At 57.7% G+C, this 18,425-nt stretch carries 13 protein-coding genes; 9 read left to right on the plus strand and 4 right to left on the minus strand.

Features of this window, described 5'->3' with window-relative positions; genetic code table 11:
• The first annotated feature begins 28 nt into the window (after nt 1-28).
• A complete protein-coding gene (locus J2T09_RS17280; protein WP_306836900.1) occupies nt 29-3,442 on the plus strand; it encodes a CheR family methyltransferase in 3,414 nt (1,137 codons plus the stop codon).
• Nucleotides 3,432-3,800, plus strand: coding sequence for a response regulator (locus J2T09_RS17285; RefSeq protein WP_306836902.1), 369 nt, complete (start codon nt 3,432-3,434; stop codon nt 3,798-3,800). The genes J2T09_RS17280 and J2T09_RS17285 overlap by 11 nt, the downstream gene beginning before the upstream one ends.
• Before the next feature lie 3 nt (nt 3,801-3,803).
• Here the strand turns inward: J2T09_RS17285 and J2T09_RS17290 are convergent, their stop codons facing one another.
• The 3 genes from J2T09_RS17290 to J2T09_RS17300 form a co-directional block, all read right to left on the minus strand.
• The gene (locus tag J2T09_RS17290) at nt 3,804-5,261 is read right to left on the minus strand and encodes a PAS domain-containing protein (protein WP_306836904.1); all 1,458 of its coding nucleotides are present in this window, start codon (nt 5,259-5,261) and stop codon (nt 3,804-3,806) included.
• A 684-nt stretch (nt 5,262-5,945) separates the two neighbouring features.
• Nucleotides 5,946-6,194 carry a DUF6894 family protein gene (locus tag J2T09_RS17295; RefSeq protein ID WP_306836906.1) on the minus strand — a complete coding sequence of 83 codons (249 nt, stop codon included), beginning with the start codon at nt 6,192-6,194 and terminating at the stop codon, nt 5,946-5,948.
• Nucleotides 6,195-6,676: 482 nt separating this feature from the next.
• Nucleotides 6,677-7,354, minus strand: coding sequence for a permease (locus J2T09_RS17300; protein WP_306836908.1), 678 nt, complete (start codon nt 7,352-7,354; stop codon nt 6,677-6,679).
• A gap of 700 nt (nt 7,355-8,054) precedes the next feature.
• On the opposite strand from J2T09_RS17300, the gene J2T09_RS17305 reads away from it, so the two are divergent.
• Complete coding sequence (locus J2T09_RS17305; protein WP_306836910.1) at nt 8,055-8,333, plus strand: hypothetical protein; 279 nt, start codon at nt 8,055-8,057, stop codon at nt 8,331-8,333.
• A 51-nt stretch (nt 8,334-8,384) separates the two neighbouring features.
• Nucleotides 8,385-9,139 (plus strand): IS5 family transposase gene (locus tag J2T09_RS17310; protein ID WP_306836912.1). Its coding sequence is split into 2 segments (ribosomal slippage): nt 8,385-8,715 and nt 8,715-9,139, totalling 756 coding nucleotides; the frame shifts between segments, so codons are not numbered across the junction.
• A gap of 17 nt (nt 9,140-9,156) precedes the next feature.
• On the opposite strand, the gene J2T09_RS17315 is transcribed toward J2T09_RS17310, so the two are convergent.
• On the minus strand, nt 9,157-10,170 hold the full coding sequence (locus J2T09_RS17315; protein WP_306836995.1) for a LacI family DNA-binding transcriptional regulator: 1,014 nt from the start codon (nt 10,168-10,170) through the stop codon (nt 9,157-9,159).
• 182 nt (nt 10,171-10,352) lie between these two features.
• Here J2T09_RS17315 and J2T09_RS17320 point away from each other — a divergent pair, with 182 nt between their 5' ends.
• The 5 genes from J2T09_RS17320 to J2T09_RS17340 all read left to right on the plus strand — a co-directional run bounded on the left by J2T09_RS17320 (nt 10,353) and on the right by J2T09_RS17340 (nt 18,422).
• A complete protein-coding gene (locus tag J2T09_RS17320) occupies nt 10,353-12,281 on the plus strand; it encodes an ABC transporter substrate-binding protein (protein ID WP_306836997.1) in 1,929 nt (642 codons plus the stop codon).
• Nucleotides 12,282-12,384: 103 nt separating this feature from the next.
• Nucleotides 12,385-14,499, plus strand: a complete 2,115-nt coding sequence (locus J2T09_RS17325; RefSeq protein WP_306836913.1) for a family 10 glycosylhydrolase — start codon at nt 12,385-12,387, stop codon at nt 14,497-14,499.
• 27 nt (nt 14,500-14,526) lie between these two features.
• Complete coding sequence (locus J2T09_RS17330) at nt 14,527-15,513, plus strand: ABC transporter permease (RefSeq protein ID WP_306836915.1); 987 nt, start codon at nt 14,527-14,529, stop codon at nt 15,511-15,513.
• Between the two features lie 9 nt (nt 15,514-15,522).
• Nucleotides 15,523-16,698 (plus strand): ABC transporter permease, encoded by a 1,176-nt coding sequence (locus tag J2T09_RS17335; protein ID WP_306836917.1) that lies wholly within the window; start codon nt 15,523-15,525, stop codon nt 16,696-16,698.
• Nucleotides 16,699-16,709: 11 nt separating this feature from the next.
• On the plus strand, nt 16,710-18,422 hold the full coding sequence (locus J2T09_RS17340; protein ID WP_373458501.1) for an ABC transporter ATP-binding protein: 1,713 nt from the start codon (nt 16,710-16,712) through the stop codon (nt 18,420-18,422).
• The last annotated feature ends 3 nt before the right edge of the window (nt 18,423-18,425 follow it).

Below are 18,425 nucleotides of genomic sequence, written 5' to 3' on the forward strand. Positions count from 1 at the left end.
CGCTGTAGAGGCCGAGGAAACAACGTATTTGACCGATAATCGCGAATCCGAGCAGTCTATTCCTGTCGTGGGCATAGGCTCGTCAGCTGGTGGTCTTGAAGCCCTTCGCGAGATGTTCGCTGCAGCCGAGGTGCCGACCGGCCTTGCATTCGTGGTTGTACAGCACCTTGCGCCCGACCACGAGAGTATGCTCGCGGAGCTGGTAGGTCGGCACACGCAGTTATCCGTTCGTCAATGCGAGGGCGGGGAAGCGATTGAAGCCGATACCGTCTTCATTATTCCGCCGGGCAAGAGCCTGAGCATCGAGGGTGGCCGGCTTGGTTTGAAGAGTTTCGAAGAGCCGCGTGGCCTGCGTCGGCCGATCGACGACTTTTTTATCTCGCTGGCCAACGACCAGAACGCCAACGCTGCCTGCGTCATCCTGTCGGGAACAGGTGCTGATGGGTCGACGGGCCTTCGAGCGATCAAGGAGAACGGCGGCCTCTGCGTCGTGCAGGAGCCGTCGACTGCCAAGTACGATGGCATGCCTGTTGCTGCGACCGGGACAGGACTGGTCGACTTTGTTCAGCCGCCAGAACAGATCCTAAGCTGCATCGGCGGATTCTTTTTCCGCAAGAGCCAGGGCGCTGACAAAAAAGAAGCCTCGAAAGTCGCCGACCATGTCGACGATCTCTGCACATCACTGCAGAGCGTCGTTGGCCATGACTTCGCTGGCTACAAACGCACGACGTTCGTTCGTCGGGTCGAGCGCCGCATGCATGTCCTGGGTATCGACAGGGGCGCCGACTATCTGGAGCGCGTCCAGAACGATCATAACGAGTGCGAAGCGCTGTTTCGTGACTTGCTGATCAACGTCACCCGCTTTTTCCGTGATAAGCCATCGTTTGACGTGCTTGCGGAACAGGCCATCGAGCCGCTTTTGCGCGAAGGCGCGCAGTCCGAGGATGGGGTCCGCGTCTGGATTCCTGGCTGCTCAAGTGGTGAAGAAGCTTACACGATCGCCATCCTTTTTGCCGAAGCAGCCCGCACGCTCAACCTGCCGTGCAATGTGCAGATTTTTGCGACCGATATCGACGAGAGCATGCTGAAGATCGCTCGGGAGGGATCCTACCCGATCGCATCGCTTGCCGACATCCCGCACGACCTGCAGGAACACTACGTCATACCGCATAAGGAGCGGTTCAATTTTGTCGGCCAGATCCGCGATATGATCCGGTTTTCCGGCCACAGCTTGATCAAAGACCCACCGTTCTCGAAGGTCGATCTGGTCTCCTGTCGCAACCTGCTCATCTACTTCGATGACAAGCTGCAGAAGCGGGTCATGCCTCTGATGCACTACGCCATTCGGCCGGGCGGCTTCCTGTTCCTGGGATCGTCGGAGAGTGTGGGCCGGTTCGATAACGTCTTCTCGGTCATCGACCAGAAAGCCCGGCTATTCGAACGTTTGCCTGGCTCTCCGACGTATCCTATTCCGTTGCCCGGGGAACGGAAGGATGTTCGACGACCGCAGGAGGCGTCTTCTACACCGGCGTCGAGCGAGACCATCGAGCAACTGGCGACAGCAAGGTTGATAGAAAAGTACGTGCCTGCCAGCGTCGTCCTCGACAATGATGGCCAGATCGTCGCGGCTTATGGACGGCTGGGCCGTTTTTTTGAATTCCCGGTGACCGGCATCAACGAATCCAGTGCCGCCAGTTTGGCTCGACCAGGTGTCCGTGAGCAGCTTGGGCCATTGGTTCGGCAGGTGGCGTCAGTCAAGAAGCGAGTGGTCGCGCGGGGCATCGACGTCGTTACCGATTTCGGCACGCTCAAAACCGACATTATTTGCGATCCTCTCGAAAGAAACTCGTTCCTCGTCGTGTTCCAGGAGGTCGCCCAGTTCACGCAACTTGATGCTGGCGATCTGATCGATCTCGAGCCCAATAATGGCCACGTCGAAGGCCTTGAGCGTGAGCTACGCTCCGCAAAACATCGTCTACGAGCGGCGACCGAGGAGCTGGAGACGGCGAACGAGGAGTTAAAAAGCTCCAACGAAGAAATGATGTCGATGAACGAGGAGCTTCAGTCGACCAATGAGGAATTGACGACCGTCAACGACGAACTCAAGACCAAAGTCGATGAAGTCACTGTTGCCAATACTGACCTCAGGAATTTCTTCGAATCCACCAGCTTGGCGGTGATCGTTCTCGATAAGGACCGTCGCCTTCGGTCCTACACGAAAGCTGCGACCACAATCTTTCCGCTGCAGCCATCCGATCGCGGCCGGCCACTGTCGGACGTCGCAAGCCGGCTGCTTAGCTTTGACCTGACAGCACGCGTCGAGAGTGTCATGGAGGACGGGGCCGAATATCAGGATATGGTGTCGGATCGCGACAGCGAACGGACATTCTCGCTCAGAATCCTGCCTTACCGCACGATCGATGGCACCATTGATGGTGTGACGATCGTCCTGACCGATATTAGCCACGCAATCAGCATCGAAGAAAAACTTGCCGCCGAGCAGGATCGTCACGAGCTGGCGGTCGAGGCGTCCGGCATTGGCGTCTGGGAGTATGTGCCGAGCAAGCAGCAATTCGTATTCGGTGGTGCTGCAATGGCACTCCTACAGACCGATGACGAGCGCCCGTCACTAGACGGCTTTCTAGCCAGATTATCCGAGGCTGACAGGAACCACATGCGATCTGCTTTGGCGAACGCCGAAGCCGACGGACACGAAGCGTTCGAGATTACGACGCGGTTGGAAGGCAATGGCCGCTTCAGCTGGATAAAGACATTCGGCCGATTTGTCGAAGATAGCGACCCGTCGCGCATAATCGGTGTCAGCGTTGACGTAACAGCCGAGAATGAGCTCGCCGAAGCGCGCGAACTGATGCTGAGCGAGATGAACCATCGTGTAAAGAACCTGTTCGCCATGATCGGAGGGATCTTACGAATTGCTGCTCGCAAACACGAAACAACAAAGGCCCTTGTCGACGATGTCGAAGGCCGCGTTCTGGCGCTAGGAAATGCCCACACGCTTGCTTCCAATCAGCTGCGGTCAAAACCTGTAGAGATGCATGAGCTGGTCGAGACCATGGTAGCCCCACATTCTCGGGCCGCCAAAATAGAGGTTTCCCATGCTCCATTTCCGGTTTCTGCTAGCTGCATTACCCCGCTGACACTCATTCTGCATGAGTGGGCGACAAACGCCGTCAAGCATGGCGTGCTGGGCAGAGAAGCTGGAAGTCTCACCGTAGAATGGGAAAAAACTGACAAAAGTATGATTTTAATTTGGAACGAGATCGGCGATTCGGACGTTAGGGCGGCCGGGGATGCGGGTTTCGGGACTGTTTTGCTTTCGACCTCTGCACGGCAGCTGGGTGCCAGGATCGAGACCCATATCGACGGGCCGATCCTCTCGCATGTGTTGATAATGCCAAGCTCGGTGAGACATGACGCATAAAACTGTTCTGCTGGTTGAAGACGAAATGTTCGTCGCTCTCGATATCCAGATGACACTGGAGGATGAAGGGTGGGAGGTATTGGGACCGTTTGCCAGCACGCATGAAGCGCTTGAGTTTCTGGAATCCAATACCGTTGATTGCGCGATCCTAGATGTCCGCCTAACAGACGGAGAGGTCTTTCCTGTCGCGGATCGGCTGACGAGCTCGGGAACACCATTCGTGTTCCATTCTGGTCACGCGAACCCAGCCAAACTTGAACAGGACTACCCGCAGTCTTTGGTCTGTCAGAAGCCCTGTCACCCAACAGCACTGGTCGAAAAACTGACAGGCTTCACCGCTCAAGGTCGGGCTGCTTAATGATCAGCGACCGGACTGAAGTTCTTTTGTCGCTGTCTTAACTTCAAACACCACACCTTCCGGTCGGTAGTCGATGTTCGCTTCGCCTCTAAGGCTTGAACCCAGCATTCGGATCAGTCGGCTACCGAAGCCGGATCGTTCCGGCTGGTTGACTTGCGGGCCGCCGCTCTCCTTCCAAAGGAACTGAAAGTCGCTGCCTTCGACGCTCCACTCTACCCGTATCCTGCCAGTTTCGTTAGAGAGAGCACCGTACTTGACGGCGTTCGTCGCCAGCTCATGTAGCGCGAGCGCGAGGCTCGTGCCGCCCTGATGCGAGACGTTTACGTCCGGTCCGAAACAATGGATGCGCTTAGTGATGTTAAACGGCTCAATCGCCTTCTCAACAGTCTCCCGCACGTTCGCGGTGTCGAAGTCGGTGCCACGGAGCACATCGTGTGAGCGGCCTAATGCTTCCAGGCGTTCCCCGATCGTTTGGCGCATGACAGCAGTTGGTTGATCGCCCTTCATCGACTGCTGAATGATGGCTTGGACCGTCGCCAGCATGTTTTTCATGCGATGGCTCATCTCTTGGGCCATCATCGCACGGTAGCCCTCGGCCTCTTTCCGTTCGGTGATGTCGATCGAAACACCGCTCATGAGAAGCGGACGGCCTTCAGCATCAAAGCGGGTCTCGGCGCGAACTTCCATCCAAGCGATTTCGCCATCCGGGCGGATTGCACGATACTCGACCTGCAGCTGACCGTCTGACTGCAGCGCAGCGATCACAGCCTCCTGCCATCTGGCAAAATCGTCAGGGTGGACAGCTGCCTTTAGGTCTTCATACGAGAAATTGTCGGCTGGGTTACGGCCGAAGTTGATTTTGCAAAGTGCGGAGCAAACGAGCCGCTCTGTCGGGATGTCGAGCGTCCAGGTACCGAGGCCGCCCGCCTTGAGCGTGAAGTGTAACCGAGCCTCACTTGCCGTCAGGTCAGCGATGCGCCTCTGCATCTCGGCCTCGAGTTCTTCCTGGTCCTCGACCGCCTTGATGGTGCGTTCGCGTGTCACGTCGAACTGCGAGGCGAAGAAGTAGGTCAGCTCGCCACCGTCGAAGACCGGCGAGACGAGAAGCCTGTTCCAGAACAGCGAACCGTCCTTTTTGTAATTCAAAAGATCGATCTCGATCGGCTTTCGCGCTGCGATAGCATCTCGAACCTTGTTCACATCTTCGGTGTTGGTTCCAGGACCTTGCAGGAAGCGGCAATTACGACCCATGCACTCTTCGCGGCTGTAGCCGGTCAGCTTGGCGAAGGCATCATTGACAAAAACGATTGGATTGTCGCGCTGCCGGGGGTCCGTGATGATCATCGGCATTCGCGTTGCGCGCATCGCCGCTGCGAACGGATCGGACCCAGATGTCGTTTTGTGGATCTCGCGATCGATCCGGCGCTCTTCGGGTGATGTCATAGACAGGTGTTTATCCACCTTTTGTTCTTCTGTCGCGTGATGATTTCGTGATTGTATAACGCGGTACTAATAAAGGTGATCAGGAGGGCTCTCCACATTGTACTAGGGGGACGGGGTGGAGCTGACGGAGAGGGCTCTTCATGGCCCTCCTGATGCTGAAAGAATTCCCGAAACGAATACTTGTTCCATGCCCGTCTTGCCCTAATTGCCGGCGCATCACGGCCGCTAGCTAGTTCCGCTTCACGCTACACGAAAGAGCACCGTTCCTGCTCTCTCGCCCTATGGTTAGCGAATGCGCCCACGCCTGCCTGCTCAGTGCTGCAAAATCTGCAAAAATACGGGTTCTGTCTGAGAAACCCATCCCAGCCGCCCGCATCAAGGCTGGTTCGCCTGTGGTTGCGGCAGCTTCGGACTTCCTTGCCCGAAATGCAGTGAAGACGGATGGGATAGCCCGCCGAAGGGTACGCCGGGCTACCGTTGCATTGCCGCGCGATAGATTATCGGTCACGGAGCGCTCTGCGCCGTTCTTCAAGATCTTTGGCGTTCATGGTTGCAGCCATGCTTTCCGCCTCGCCACCGCTCATGCAGTCGTTCACTAAGGGACCAATCTTGCCTGGAAGTCCTGAAAAGATGTCAACGACGGATTTCATGCCGGGAAACGTTCGGCTCGTTTCTACCCGGTAGCGAAGGATTGGTGCACTGTTAGGCATCTTCAGCCTCCACGAGGACGACCGATCTAAGCGGGATGGTCTTGATCACAACACCGTCGGCGCCGGTTAGTTCGAAACATTCTGAGCGTATAGGTTCGCCCGATCGCACTTTCTGGCTTGCCACCTCGCGTGCTCCGAGTTTGGCTTCACGGATGGCAGCCTCGTCCGAAGGCAGTTCGCTTCCCTCGGGATCTTTCTCCAGCACACCGTTGGCGCGGTAGTTGAAAAAATATCGCGGCATCTTTTACCTCCATTGCATCGCGGTATCTGAACAAAGAGCGATAGAGGTTGTTCCGGGAGAATGACGATGTGCGGTCGCTTCACCAACGGAATGGCTTGGGGCGAGAAGCCCACTACGAAATGTCTTTTGCGCTCGCGGTCGATGGTTTCGATGTGGTGATGGCATTACAGTCGCATGCTCGCATGTCAGCTAAATGCCTATACCTGGCTATCGGGGAGCACAGCTACACTGGCAGCTGTCGATGCTCTTTTTTGGCGGTCCGACTAGCTTTAACCTCAATAATTTCAAGGCTATGCTTGACAATCCAGGATCTGCGCCAATAACGGTCGCAGGTTCGATTCCCTTCAATGCGAAAGCACGATATCAGAGCCCGAGCGGAAACTACGCCTTCTCCATGACCCTGTCATTGGCGCCGCTCCGTTGGAAGCGAGTTTTTCAGGGTGATTTTAGCGCGCGTTGCCTTTCCTACGATTGCGGCCTAGTCAGGTGGCGGATGCAATGCTCGTAGCATCAAGATTGATCAGCAGCGCAATTGCCAGTGCTGCTGTGATTGCGAGTAGGAAAGCCCCGATGAAGATGGCCGTCGCCCTGATTGCGCCGATGCCCAAATCTTGCATGAACCACCGAACTTCGGCTTGAGCGTACCATACCACCGCGATAGTTACCGTGATGGCTCCTGCGACATCGCCTTGACCACTTGGCATGCTGTAAAAATCGAGGCCGAGCACCAAAACGAAAGCGAACAGGGCTGCGACGTAACACTGGCTGAAGAATGGAGGCCGGAGAGAATCTCGCGTAAGGCGCACCTTTTTCCGTCGCAGGAGAATGGCCGCCATGCAGAGTGGAAAGATCCCGAAAATGACACCCCTCGCGATCAGAAGGTTCGAACCGGATCCGAGTCTCCTAACTGCCTCTGATGGATCGTAGATTGAGGGTAACGCACCAGCGACTCCCTGGGAGAGCATGAGCGTGATTAGCAGGAACAACGGCGGGCTGAGAGTATCCTCGTACTGGTCCTCTGGTCGATCCGCCAGTTCAGTATCGGCATAGCGCATCATCTTGAGGGGGGTGACTGCTGTGCGCCACACGGTGAGTGGGTAAAACAAGAGCCAAGACACCAGCTCGTACAGCAGTTCTTCGAGTGACTTCAGCAGCTTCATAAAGTCCAATGGACGCCCCCGTGCCGATCAACTGAAGAGCTTCCTCATATCAGTGAATCTAAAAGCCGTCACCTTCGCTTCAAACGACCATCTAAATGGGACTTATCAAACGACGCGTCGCTTGCTCCTTTCTGTTCCCACCGTCGCCAAGATCGAAAGGAATGTTTGCCAGCTCCAGACGAGGGCGTGAGTTATCACTACAGAAAAATTGTACCACTTGAGGGACTTACCTTCCCGATAGCGGAACGCTCGTTCCAGTCCAATCAATGCGAAGTGCCAGACATCAGCCCCCTCTGACCTAACTTGCTCGCTGGAAGTTCGAGCGCGTGCCGAGATTCAGCCGTTAGTTTATGCAGAAAGGCGACCCAGAGCAGACCGCGTGTCAGGTTCCGCATCATAACCTCGTGTAAGAATGCTAGATCAAATCTCCCGTGAGATGGACGTTTGAGAAGCTCCGCTCTAGTATGCCGCCAGTCGAAGAATTTTAGAGTAAACTGACGGCATCGAGCTATGGAAAATGGCGAGCGAGCGGGCGGTGGCACGACAGTGCATGTTGCGAAAATACGACCAGACGCCACGGTTGATATTCCCCAGAGATCAGTTTCTGAGGTGAAGATCATTTCCGCCTATTGCGAAGGAGTCGATGCAGCTCTGAGCGGGGCCCATGCTTTCAGCTGTCCGTACCTTGATGACCTAGAAAATGCTGCAAAATACGCAGCGTGGATGGAAGGCTTCGGCGACGTTAGGAGCAAATGATGCGCCCCTTGCCCTTCCGGCGCCCGAATTCGACATTAAACAAGTTATCTGTGTTGATAGCAGGTACTGGCGGCTCTTTGGCGCCTGCCCAATCCATCTCGCCCGAGAGGGGTTGGTCGAAACGCAAGTCGTCGCCATTTTTCACCGCTACGACCGGCAACAATCACGGGTCGATGGTCCGATTCCATTCAAGCCTAGGGTCGAAACCCAATCAAACGATTGATCATGTTTCCTATCCGTGATTCACTGCGTGGAGGGGCAGGAGTGTTTGATCATGGCAGGCGAATTCTGGCTTGATGACGATCAGTGGGCGGTGATTTCGCCGCTGCTTCCGACCAACCAACCCGGCGCTCATCGCACCGACGACCGCCGGGTTATCAGCGGGATCATCCACGTCTTGCGATCCGGTTGCCGATGGCAGGATTGCCCCTCCTGCTACGGGCCTTCGACAACAGTCTATAATCGCTTCCATCGCTGGTCAGCTAAAGGGATATGGCGGCGACTGTTTGAAACTTTGGTGCAAACCACTGATCGGAACATCCATATGATCGATAGCACCACCGCAAAAGCACACCGCTCTGCTGCTGGCGGAAAAGGGGGGCAGATGCCGAAGCAATCGGTCGCTCGAGAGGCGGCAGATCGACAAAAATCCATGCTGTTGTCGATGGTTGCGGCCGTCCAGTTGCGTTGCGAATAACCCCTGGGCAACGTGGTGACGCACCCGTTGCCATCCCGCTCCTTGAACCCTTGCCGCCCACACGTCTGTGCGCCGCAGATACGGCTTACGACAGCGACGCCTTGCGCGATTTCCTGACAACACGCGGCACGCAACCAGTCATTCCCAACAATCCAACCCGAAAGAGGATCAGACCCTTCGACCCGGTCGCCTACCGAAGACGCAATATCATCGAACGCACATTCTGCCGTCTCAAGGACTGGAGGCGTGTCGCCACACGATACGACAAGCTCATGATAAACTTCGCCGCAACATGCTACATCGCCGCTATCGTCACATGGTGGATCGATTGAGTCTGGAGCCTAAGCCTCTACGGGCTTGCGTGATCTAACAATTTCGCTTGCTTTGGCGCGGCGCCCGATGATCGCCGCTCGACAAAGGTCGACGCGATAAGAATGCGTTTCGCGTGAACCGGCTGGCCCCGCGTTTCTATACGTTCGAGTAAAAGCCGCATTGCTGCCGCACCCATTTCTATGCCTTGGACCTTGATCGTAGTAAGGTGGGGAGAGATCTGCGTAGCAGCGGAGAAGTCGCCGAAGCCGACGACCGACATGTCCTCCGGGATGCGGTAGCCCCGTGCCAGGAGTTCGGAAACGGCCGTGAGCGCCAGTCCGTCATGGGCGCAGAACAACGCCGTCGGAGCAATGCCGGCATTGTGAAGCTTTCGCAGCGCCGGGATGAAGCCTCCATCCTCCTCAAACTGCAGATGATGCAGCCGTGCTTCGGGATGCTGCTCAAGACCTTCCCGCAAACCGTGAAAGCGCTCCATCCGGCCGCGATACCCTTCCTCGCCCTGCAGGAAAGCAATGTCCCGATGCCCTAGCCCGATCAAATAGTCGCCAACAGCGATGCCCGCTTCATGATCCGTTCCGCCGACGTGATCTGCCTGTTCGAGAGGGGCGACCCAACCGAGCCGCACGACCGGGACGCCGGATGACTTCAGCATATCGAGGGTCCTTTGCTCATGGGGACCGACGAGAATGATACCCGCGCTGTCCTTCGCCATCGTTTCCACCCTATTGGCGTCGTGCGTCCATTGCAGGCGAACAGGCTGACCGAGACGATGCGCTTCCCGTTGCATACCGTCCTGCAGCATCGTGCGTAGTTCGTAGCTGACGTTGTCGACCCGATCGTGGAAAATCAACGTGATCTCGCGCTGTTCTTCTACAGGACGCGCACGGAGATATCCCAATTTTTCAGCAGCATCTTCGACGCGTTTCCGGGTTGCGTCGCTAACGCCGGGCTTTCCCGAGAGAGAACACGACACCGCGAATTTGGACAGGCCTGTGTGGTTGGCGATGTCCTGCAATGTAACCCGGCCCATGATCAACCTCGTGGAAACAAATTTCAACATAACGCTTTACCTAACAAATCACATAATACAAGCTACAAAAAATAGGAGATAAAAGCTGTTTTAGTGAAGAGTAGTTTTTGTGGAAACGTGGCGGGACCGATCCTGAGGAGGGGAGGCCATCCTTGCTGCGACGTGAATGGAGGAGGAAAGTTATGCAAGGATTTAGTCGCCGCGCGTTTCTGGCTGCGAGTACTGCCGCTGTTATTCTGCCTGCAATGTCCGCGCTCGCGCAGGTAGCTCCTGCAAGGGAGCCGACCATGCTGGATGCCTTGGTCAAGGCAGGGAACCTTCCCGCAGTCGCAGATCGCCTGCCGATCAACCCACTCGTCGTAACGCCTCTTGATCGCGTCGGCACCCATGGGGGTGACTGGAACAGCGCGATTGTCGGTGGTGGATCCCTATCAATGCTGTTTCGCTACCAGGCCTACGAGCCTCTTGTTCGTTATGCACCGGATTGGTCAGGTGTGGTGCCGAACGTCGCAGAGCATTTCGAAAGCAATGCCGATGCGACCGAATTCACTTTCAGGCTTCGCAAGGGCATGAAGTGGTCGGATGGAGAGCCTTTCACCACCGAGGACATCCTGTTCTGGTACGAGGATATCTTCGATTATGATGGCCTGAACGACGTTGGCCAAAACCATCTGCGGGCCGGCGGCAAAAAGGCGCGGTTCGAGGCTGTCGACGACGTCACGTTCAAGGTGATATTCGCCGCTCCCAACGGACTTTTCCCACTTCGACTGGCTTGGGCGAACGACGACCAGACGACGCGCGCACCCAAGCATTATCTCAAGCAGTTCCACATAAAATATAATCCAGACGCCGAACAGCAGGCCAAGGCCAAGGGGGCATCAGGCTGGATCCAGCTGTTCCAGCGTGAAGCGGGTCTCGTGGTCGACAACGAGTTCTTCCAGAACTCGCAGCGCCCGGTCATCCATGCCTGGAAAATGGCAATCGCGCCGGGGCAGAGCACCGACCGCGCGGTCGCCGAACGCAACCCCTATTATTGGAAGGTCGATACCGAGGGCAACCAATTGCCTTACCTCGATCGCATCGTTTACCAAATGGTGGCCGACGCACAGGTCCTGCTGTTGAAGGCCATGCAGGGCGAGATCGACCTGATGGACCAGTACATAGCCACCCCAGCCAACCGCGCAGTGCTTTACGATTCTCAAGAGCAGGGCAAGTTCGGCCTTTATACGCTGACCTCGACCGAGACCAACGAGATGGTCTTCCAGCTCAACCTCAACCATCCTAATGAGGCCAAGCGAAAACTCTACAACAACAAGGATTTCAGAGCGGCATTGTCGATGGCGCTGGACCGTCAGGCGATCATCGACACTGTGTTCATCGGCCAGGGGACGATCTCTCAGCCCGCCGTTCGAGCGGATGACCCGCTCTATAACGAACGCCTGGCCACACAGTTCACCCAGTACGATCCCGATGCTGCAAATGCTCTGCTGGACAAGATCCTTCCGAACAAGGACGGTGAGGGTTTCCGACAGGATGAAAGCGGCAAACGGGTCACGATCATCTTCGAGATCGATCAGGCGCGCGCGACCTTCCTCGATATCTTTCAGCTTGCACTGCCGATGTTCCAAGCGGTCGGCGTCGATGTGCAGATGCGCGGTATGGACCGGTCACTCTGGGAGGTGCGGGTTCGTCAAGGCATTGAGTTCGATGGCACGGCGCATCGCTTCGGTGGCAATGGCGGCATAGCAGCTATCCTCGACCCACGCTATTTTATCCCCAACACAACCGAAGCCCTCTACGCCAAGGGGTGGCAGTTATGGTACCGCGATCCCGCATCCAAGGGAGCGGTCGAACCACCCCAGCCGGTCAAGGACGCGCTTGCACGATATGACCGCGTGCTCGGCTCGCCGGATCCCGAGGTGCAACGTAAGTTGATGGCGGAAATTCTCGAGATCGCCGCCGACCAATTCTATGTCTTCGGCGTCTGCCTGCCGAGCGACAGTTACGGCGTGGTGCGAAACGACATGCAGAACGTCCCCAAGACGATGCCGAACTCCTGGGGTTATCCGACGCCGGGACCTGCGAACCCCGAGACCTTCTTCAAGGCCTGATCACACCGTCTCGTCCCTGTCCTGAAAAGGTCCGGGACGCGTACTTCAACCTGTTGCACGTGCCCCACAGCGCGAAGGCACCCTATTGCCATGGAAAGCCCATATGCTGCATCGACCAAGCGAAGCCGTTGTTTCCACCGATCGTTCTCCTGAATGGTACAAGTCCGCCACCCGCTGGACACAGCTGACATTCGCGGAAGATGATCCCGACAAATACGATCCGGAATTCTGGATCGACGTGTTTCGGCGCACCAAGTCGAACGCAGTGTGCCTCTCGGCCGGCGGCTACATTGCCTACTATCCCAGCGAAATCCCGCTGCATTACGTGTCGAAATTCATCGGCGGCACAGACCCATTCGGCACCATCGTCGAGGGAGCTCGCAAGCTTGGCATGCATGTCATGGCGCGTGTCGACCCGCATGCCATACACGCGGACGCGGCGGCGGCCCATCCGGAGTGGGTAGCGATCAACCGGGACGGGACGCAACGCGAACACTGGGCCTTCCCCGGCATCTACGTGACCGACGCGCTGGGAAGCTACAACCGCGACTTTACCACCGAGGTCATCCGGGAGATCGTCACCAAATACGATATCGATGCGGTGTTCGCCAACCGCTGGCAGGGGCACGGCGTTTCATACAGCGAAGATAACCAAAGACGGTTTAAAAGCGAAACCGGGTTTGACCTTCCGGCGAAAGCGGACGCCAGCGATCCCGCATGGCAGGCATGGGCCGCATGGCGCCGGCGGATACTCACGGACCTCGTGGTGTACTGGGACGAGACGGTGAAGGCCATCCGCCCCCACGCGAGCTTCATCCCCAACATGAGCGGTTCATCGCTCATGGAGTTCGACCTGTCACTCATCCAGAAGCATTGCCCGATCCTGTTCGTTGACCACCAAGCGCGCCAAGGCGTCGAGGTCGGCTGGTCTGCCGGCCGCAACGGCAAGCGCATCCGCGGGACGTTCCGCGACCGTCCGGTCGGGCTGATCACCTCCATCGGGCCGGAGGAAGAATATCGCTGGAAGGACAGCGTCCAGAGCGGCGAAGAGATCAAACTGTGGATCCATGATGGCGTGGCGCAGGGACTGTTTCCCTGGTTCACAAAATTCAACGCCTGCGTTCCGGATGATCGCTGGGTGCGGCCGGTCGTCGAGGCATTTAACCTGCACGCGGACATCGAGCCGCAAATCGAGGGAATGCAGGCGACAGCCGAGATCGCCATCATCGATCCGTCGACGACGCTCAGGCACTGGGCACCAGAAGAGCGGCACATCGCCGAACACAACGATCTCGGTTTCTATCACGCTCTTGTCGAGGCGCGCATTCCGTTCGAGTTTCTCTCCGACCAAGTGATGACCCCGGAAGCACTCGACCGCTTCAAGCTGATCGTACTGGCCAACGCTACCTATCTGTCGGACGAACAGTGCTTGGCGATTGAGCAATATGTCCAGCGCGGCGGTTCAGTCGTCGCGGCAAGCGAGACCTCGCTCTACGACGAAGTTGGCACTCAACGGGATGATTTCGGCCTATCGCGGGTATTCGGCGCATCTCTGACATCGGCTCCACGCGGTCCGGTCAAGAACACCTATGTGGCACTGTCCGGCTCGCACCCCTTGATCGAGGGCTATGAAGGCGCTTCCCGTATCATCGGCGGAACGCGTCTGATCGCGGTCGATGCAGATGCGACGGCCGACACCCCGTTCCTTTACGTGCCTGACTTTCCCGATCTGCCGATGGAGGAGGTCTACCCCCGTGAGGCGCCGACCGGAGCCGCCGTCATTGCACGCGACACCGGCCACGGAGGACGTGTCGTCTACATCCCGTGGAATATCGGCGAGGTCTTCTGGAAGGTACTTGCTCCCGATCACGGCCGATTGATCGCCAATGCGGTAAACTGGGCGATCGGCAAGGATCATCGCGTCCGGGTCGAGGGCAAAGGGATCATCGATATCGCCGTTTACGAGAGTGAGGACGCTATGGCGATCTTCCTGGTCAACCTCACCAACCCGATGATGATGAAGGGTCCGTTGAGGGAGGTCTATCCGATCGGTCAGCAAAGCCTGTCGATCGAACTGCCGAAGGGACGCAAGCCGGGGGCAATAAAGCTGCTCGTAGGCAACGAAGCGGTTTCAAGCCGTGTCGTAGGAGACCGTGTCGAAATCCTGGTGCCCTCCATTGAGGCTCTGGAGACGGTTCATCTCACCTGGCAGTCGTGAGCCAAGCAATAGCAGCGGGAGGAGACCATGCTTGCTTATGTGGCGAAGCGCGTTCTGTACATGATACCGACATTGTTCGGCATGTCGCTGATCGCCTTCATGATCATTCAGTTGCCGCCCGGCGACTATCTGACGTCGCTTCTGTCTACCATGGCTGATGGGGGACAGAATTTGGACGAGGCCACGATCGCGCGGTTGCGCGCCCAATACGGCCTCGACCAGCCGGTCTACGTTCAGTACTTTGTCTGGATCGGCGGAATACTGACCCGTGGCGATTTCGGCTACTCATTCGAATGGAACCAGCCGGTCTCCACGCTGATCTGGGACCGGATGGGATCAACTTTGCTGATCTCGCTGGCAAGCCTTTTAATGGTATGGGCGATCTCGCTCCCAATCGGCATTTATTCGGCGGTGAGGCGGCATTCGTTCGGCGACCACGCCTTCACGTTGCTGGGATTCATCGGGCTTGCCGTGCCGAACTTCATCATGGCGCTTACCTTGATGTATGCCAGCTATCGGTTCTTAGGGCAAAGCGTCGGCGGCATCTTCTCTCCCGCCTTCGTTGATGCTCCCTGGAGCCTTGCCAAGCTCACGGATATGCTGAGCCACATGTGGATCCCGGTGATCGTCATCGCGATGTCGGGCACCGCCGCCATGATCCGGATTCTAAGGGCAAACCTCTCCGATGAACTGAGCAAGCCCTATGTGATCACGGCTCGCGCCAAGGGACTGCCCGAGCACAAGGTTATCCTGAAATATCCCGTGCGCATCGCGCTCAACCCGTTTGTCAGCTCTATTGGCTGGGTGCTGCCGGACCTCGTCTCCGGTGTCACCATCACAGCGATCGTTCTGAACTTGCCGACCGCCGGTCCTTTGCTCCTGCGTGCGCTGGTTGGCCAGGACATGTATCTGGCGGGCAGCTTCATTCTCCTGATGGGTGTGCTGACGTTGGTCGGGATGCTGATCTCCGACATTCTTCTGGCGGTGCTTGATCCGCGAATTCGGTTCAACTGAGGGGGCGCCATGTTGATCGACAGAAATTCTATCGCCGTACTCGAGACTGGTCCCGCCGTCAGCCCGCTGAAGTCGGGAGGGAAGGTCAAACCTCTGGAAGCTGCCGGACAGTGGACCCTCATCCGCCAGCGCTTCTTCCGCCACAAGGTCGCGGCCGTCGCCGGCGGCATCATTGTTGTGCTCTACCTGATCGGCGCCTTCGCCGAGTTCCTGGCGCCCGGCCTGCCCAACACGTCCCGGCCCCAGTTCACCTTTGCACCACCCCAGAGGATCGCACTGTTTGCGCCGAATGCTGATGGCGAGACCAGGTTCCTGCCACATGTCAAGGGCTACAAGATCGAGATCGAGCCCGAGGCGCTACGCCGCAGCTTCGTTGTCGACGAGACGAAGGTCATACCGATCGGCTTCTTCGTCAAAGGTGCGCCTTACAAACTCTGGGGCGTCATCCCAATGGAGACTCATCTGGTCGGTCCACTGGATGCGCGCGAACCAATGTATCTGCTTGGTTCCGACCGCCTCGGTCGAGACCTGATGAGCCGTCTGATCTACGGAACAAGGGTCTCCATGTCGATCGGGCTCGTGGGCGTGGCGATTTCGCTGTCGCTTGGCGTGATCATGGGAGCGGTTTCCGGTTACTATGGCGGTTGGGTCGATACACTCATTCAAAGGATCATCGAGATCGTCAGCGCCATGCCGACCATTCCGCTCTGGCTCGGGCTGGCGGCCGCGATCCCGCTTAGCTGGTCGCCGCTTTCTGTCTACTTCATGGTGACGCTGATCGTATCGCTTCTGAGTTGGACGGGACTGGCACGAGAGGTCCGGGGGCGGTTTTTCGCGCTGCGCGGCGATGACTTCGTCACTGCTGCGAGACTGGATGGGGCCGGCGAGCGCCGGATCATCTTCCGCCACATCCTCCCATCCCTGACCAGCCATATTCTCGCAGTCGTGACGCTTGCCATCCCGACGATGATCGTCGCGGAAACCTCGCTGTCATTCCTCGGCGTCGGCCTGAAGCCGCCGGTCGTCAGCTGGGGTGTGTTGCTTCAAGATGCCCAGAACGTGCGCACGGTCGCGACTGCTCCGTGGTTGCTCATCTGGCCCAGCCTCGCGGTCGTGCTCGCGGTGCTGTCCTTCAATTTCTTCGGCGACGGTCTGCGTGATGCAGCCGATCCCTACGACACCTGAGAGGAATTTCGATGATGAAGCCCGACGCGCTGCTCTCGGTCCGCAATCTGTCGATCGATTTCCACCTTCGGACGCATGTGCTCCACGCGGTGCGCGACGTTTCCTTCGACTTGAAGCGCGGAAAGACGATGGCGCTTGTCGGCGAAAGCGGTTCGGGAAAATCGGTGACGGCCCGCGCCTTGATGCGGATCATCGATAAGCCCGGCCGCATGACCGGCGGCCAGATCCTACTCGACGGTCCAGACGGATCTGTAGATATCGCCGAGTTCAAGGAGCGGAGCCGGGAGGTGCTTGCCATTCGCGGTGGGCGGATCGGGTTGATATTTCAGGAGCCAATGAGCTCATTGTCACCGGTCCATACGATCGGTTCGCAGATCGTCGAGGCGGTTCGTTTACATAGGCGGGTCTCGAAGAAAGAGGCGCGCGTTCGTTGCGTCGAATTGCTGCGCCAGGTCGAAATCCCGCAGCCAGAACTGATGGCCGATCGCTACACGTTCGAGTTTTCCGGCGGCATGCGTCAGAGAGCCATGATCGCTATGGCGCTCGCTTGTGATCCGGAAGTGCTGATCGCCGACGAGCCGACGACGGCTCTGGACGTCACCACACAGGCCGAAATCCTAGACCTCATCAAGCGGCTTCAGGACGAGCGCGGTATGGCAATGCTGCTCATCACCCATGACATGGGGATCGTCGCCGAAGTTGCGGATGAGGTTGCCGTCATGCGCTTCGGCAAAATCGTCGAGCAGGGGCCGGTCGATGACATGTTCCACGCAAGCCGGCATCCGTATACGCGACAGCTTCTTGATGCGACGGTGAAGCTGGAAGGTGGCGCGGCAGGGCGCGCGTTGCCGGCTTCGCTTGCTCCGACCTTCACGCCGGTTCTGTCCCTCAGAAACCTCACCAAGGTCTATGGCGCCCCGTCACGCATGTTTTCACGCGGCAGTAGTCGCGGCCTGGTCGCCGTCGATGACGCCAATCTTGATCTCTTCCCCGGCGAGAACCTCGGCATCGTTGGGGAGAGCGGCTCGGGCAAGACGACTCTTGGTCGGATGATCCTACGTATCGTCGAGCCGACATCGGGCAGTGTCACCTACCGTGCCGACGAGGCGGCCTCACCAGTCGATGTCACGGCGCTCGGCAAGGCCGATCTGCGGCGCTATCATGAGGATGTGCGGCTGATCTTCCAGGATCCGTTCGCCTCGCTCAATCCGCGCATGACAGTCAAGCAGATTATCGGCGATCCGCTCGTAATCTCCAAGGGCATGTCGGGCAGGGCCGTGGAGGCGCGCGTCGCCGAGTTGCTGGGCAACGTGGGCCTTGATCCGCTTGCCATGGAACGTTACCCGCACGCGTTTTCAGGCGGTCAGCGTCAGCGCATTGGTATCGCCCGGGCGCTCGCGCTCAATCCCAAGGTGATCGTCGCCGACGAGGCGACCTCCGCGCTCGACGTGTCGATCCGCAGCCAGATACTCGACCTGTTGCTCGACATTCAGAAGCAGTTGCACCTCAGCTTCGTCTTCATCTCTCACGATATCTCGGTCGTGCGGTACTTCTGCGACCGCGTGGCGGTCATGCACAGGGGAAAGATCGTTGAAGTCGGCGATGCGGAGACAATCTGCACCAACCCATCGCAGCCCTACACGAAGCGGCTAATTTCCTCCGTCCCCAATCCGGATCCCCGCAACAAGCGCATGCTTCACCGCCTGCGCGCAGATCAAGTTTGAGCC

The sequence above is a fragment of the Neorhizobium huautlense genome (assembly GCF_030811685.1).
Taxonomy (GTDB): Bacteria; Pseudomonadota; Alphaproteobacteria; order Rhizobiales; family Rhizobiaceae; genus Neorhizobium; species Neorhizobium huautlense_A.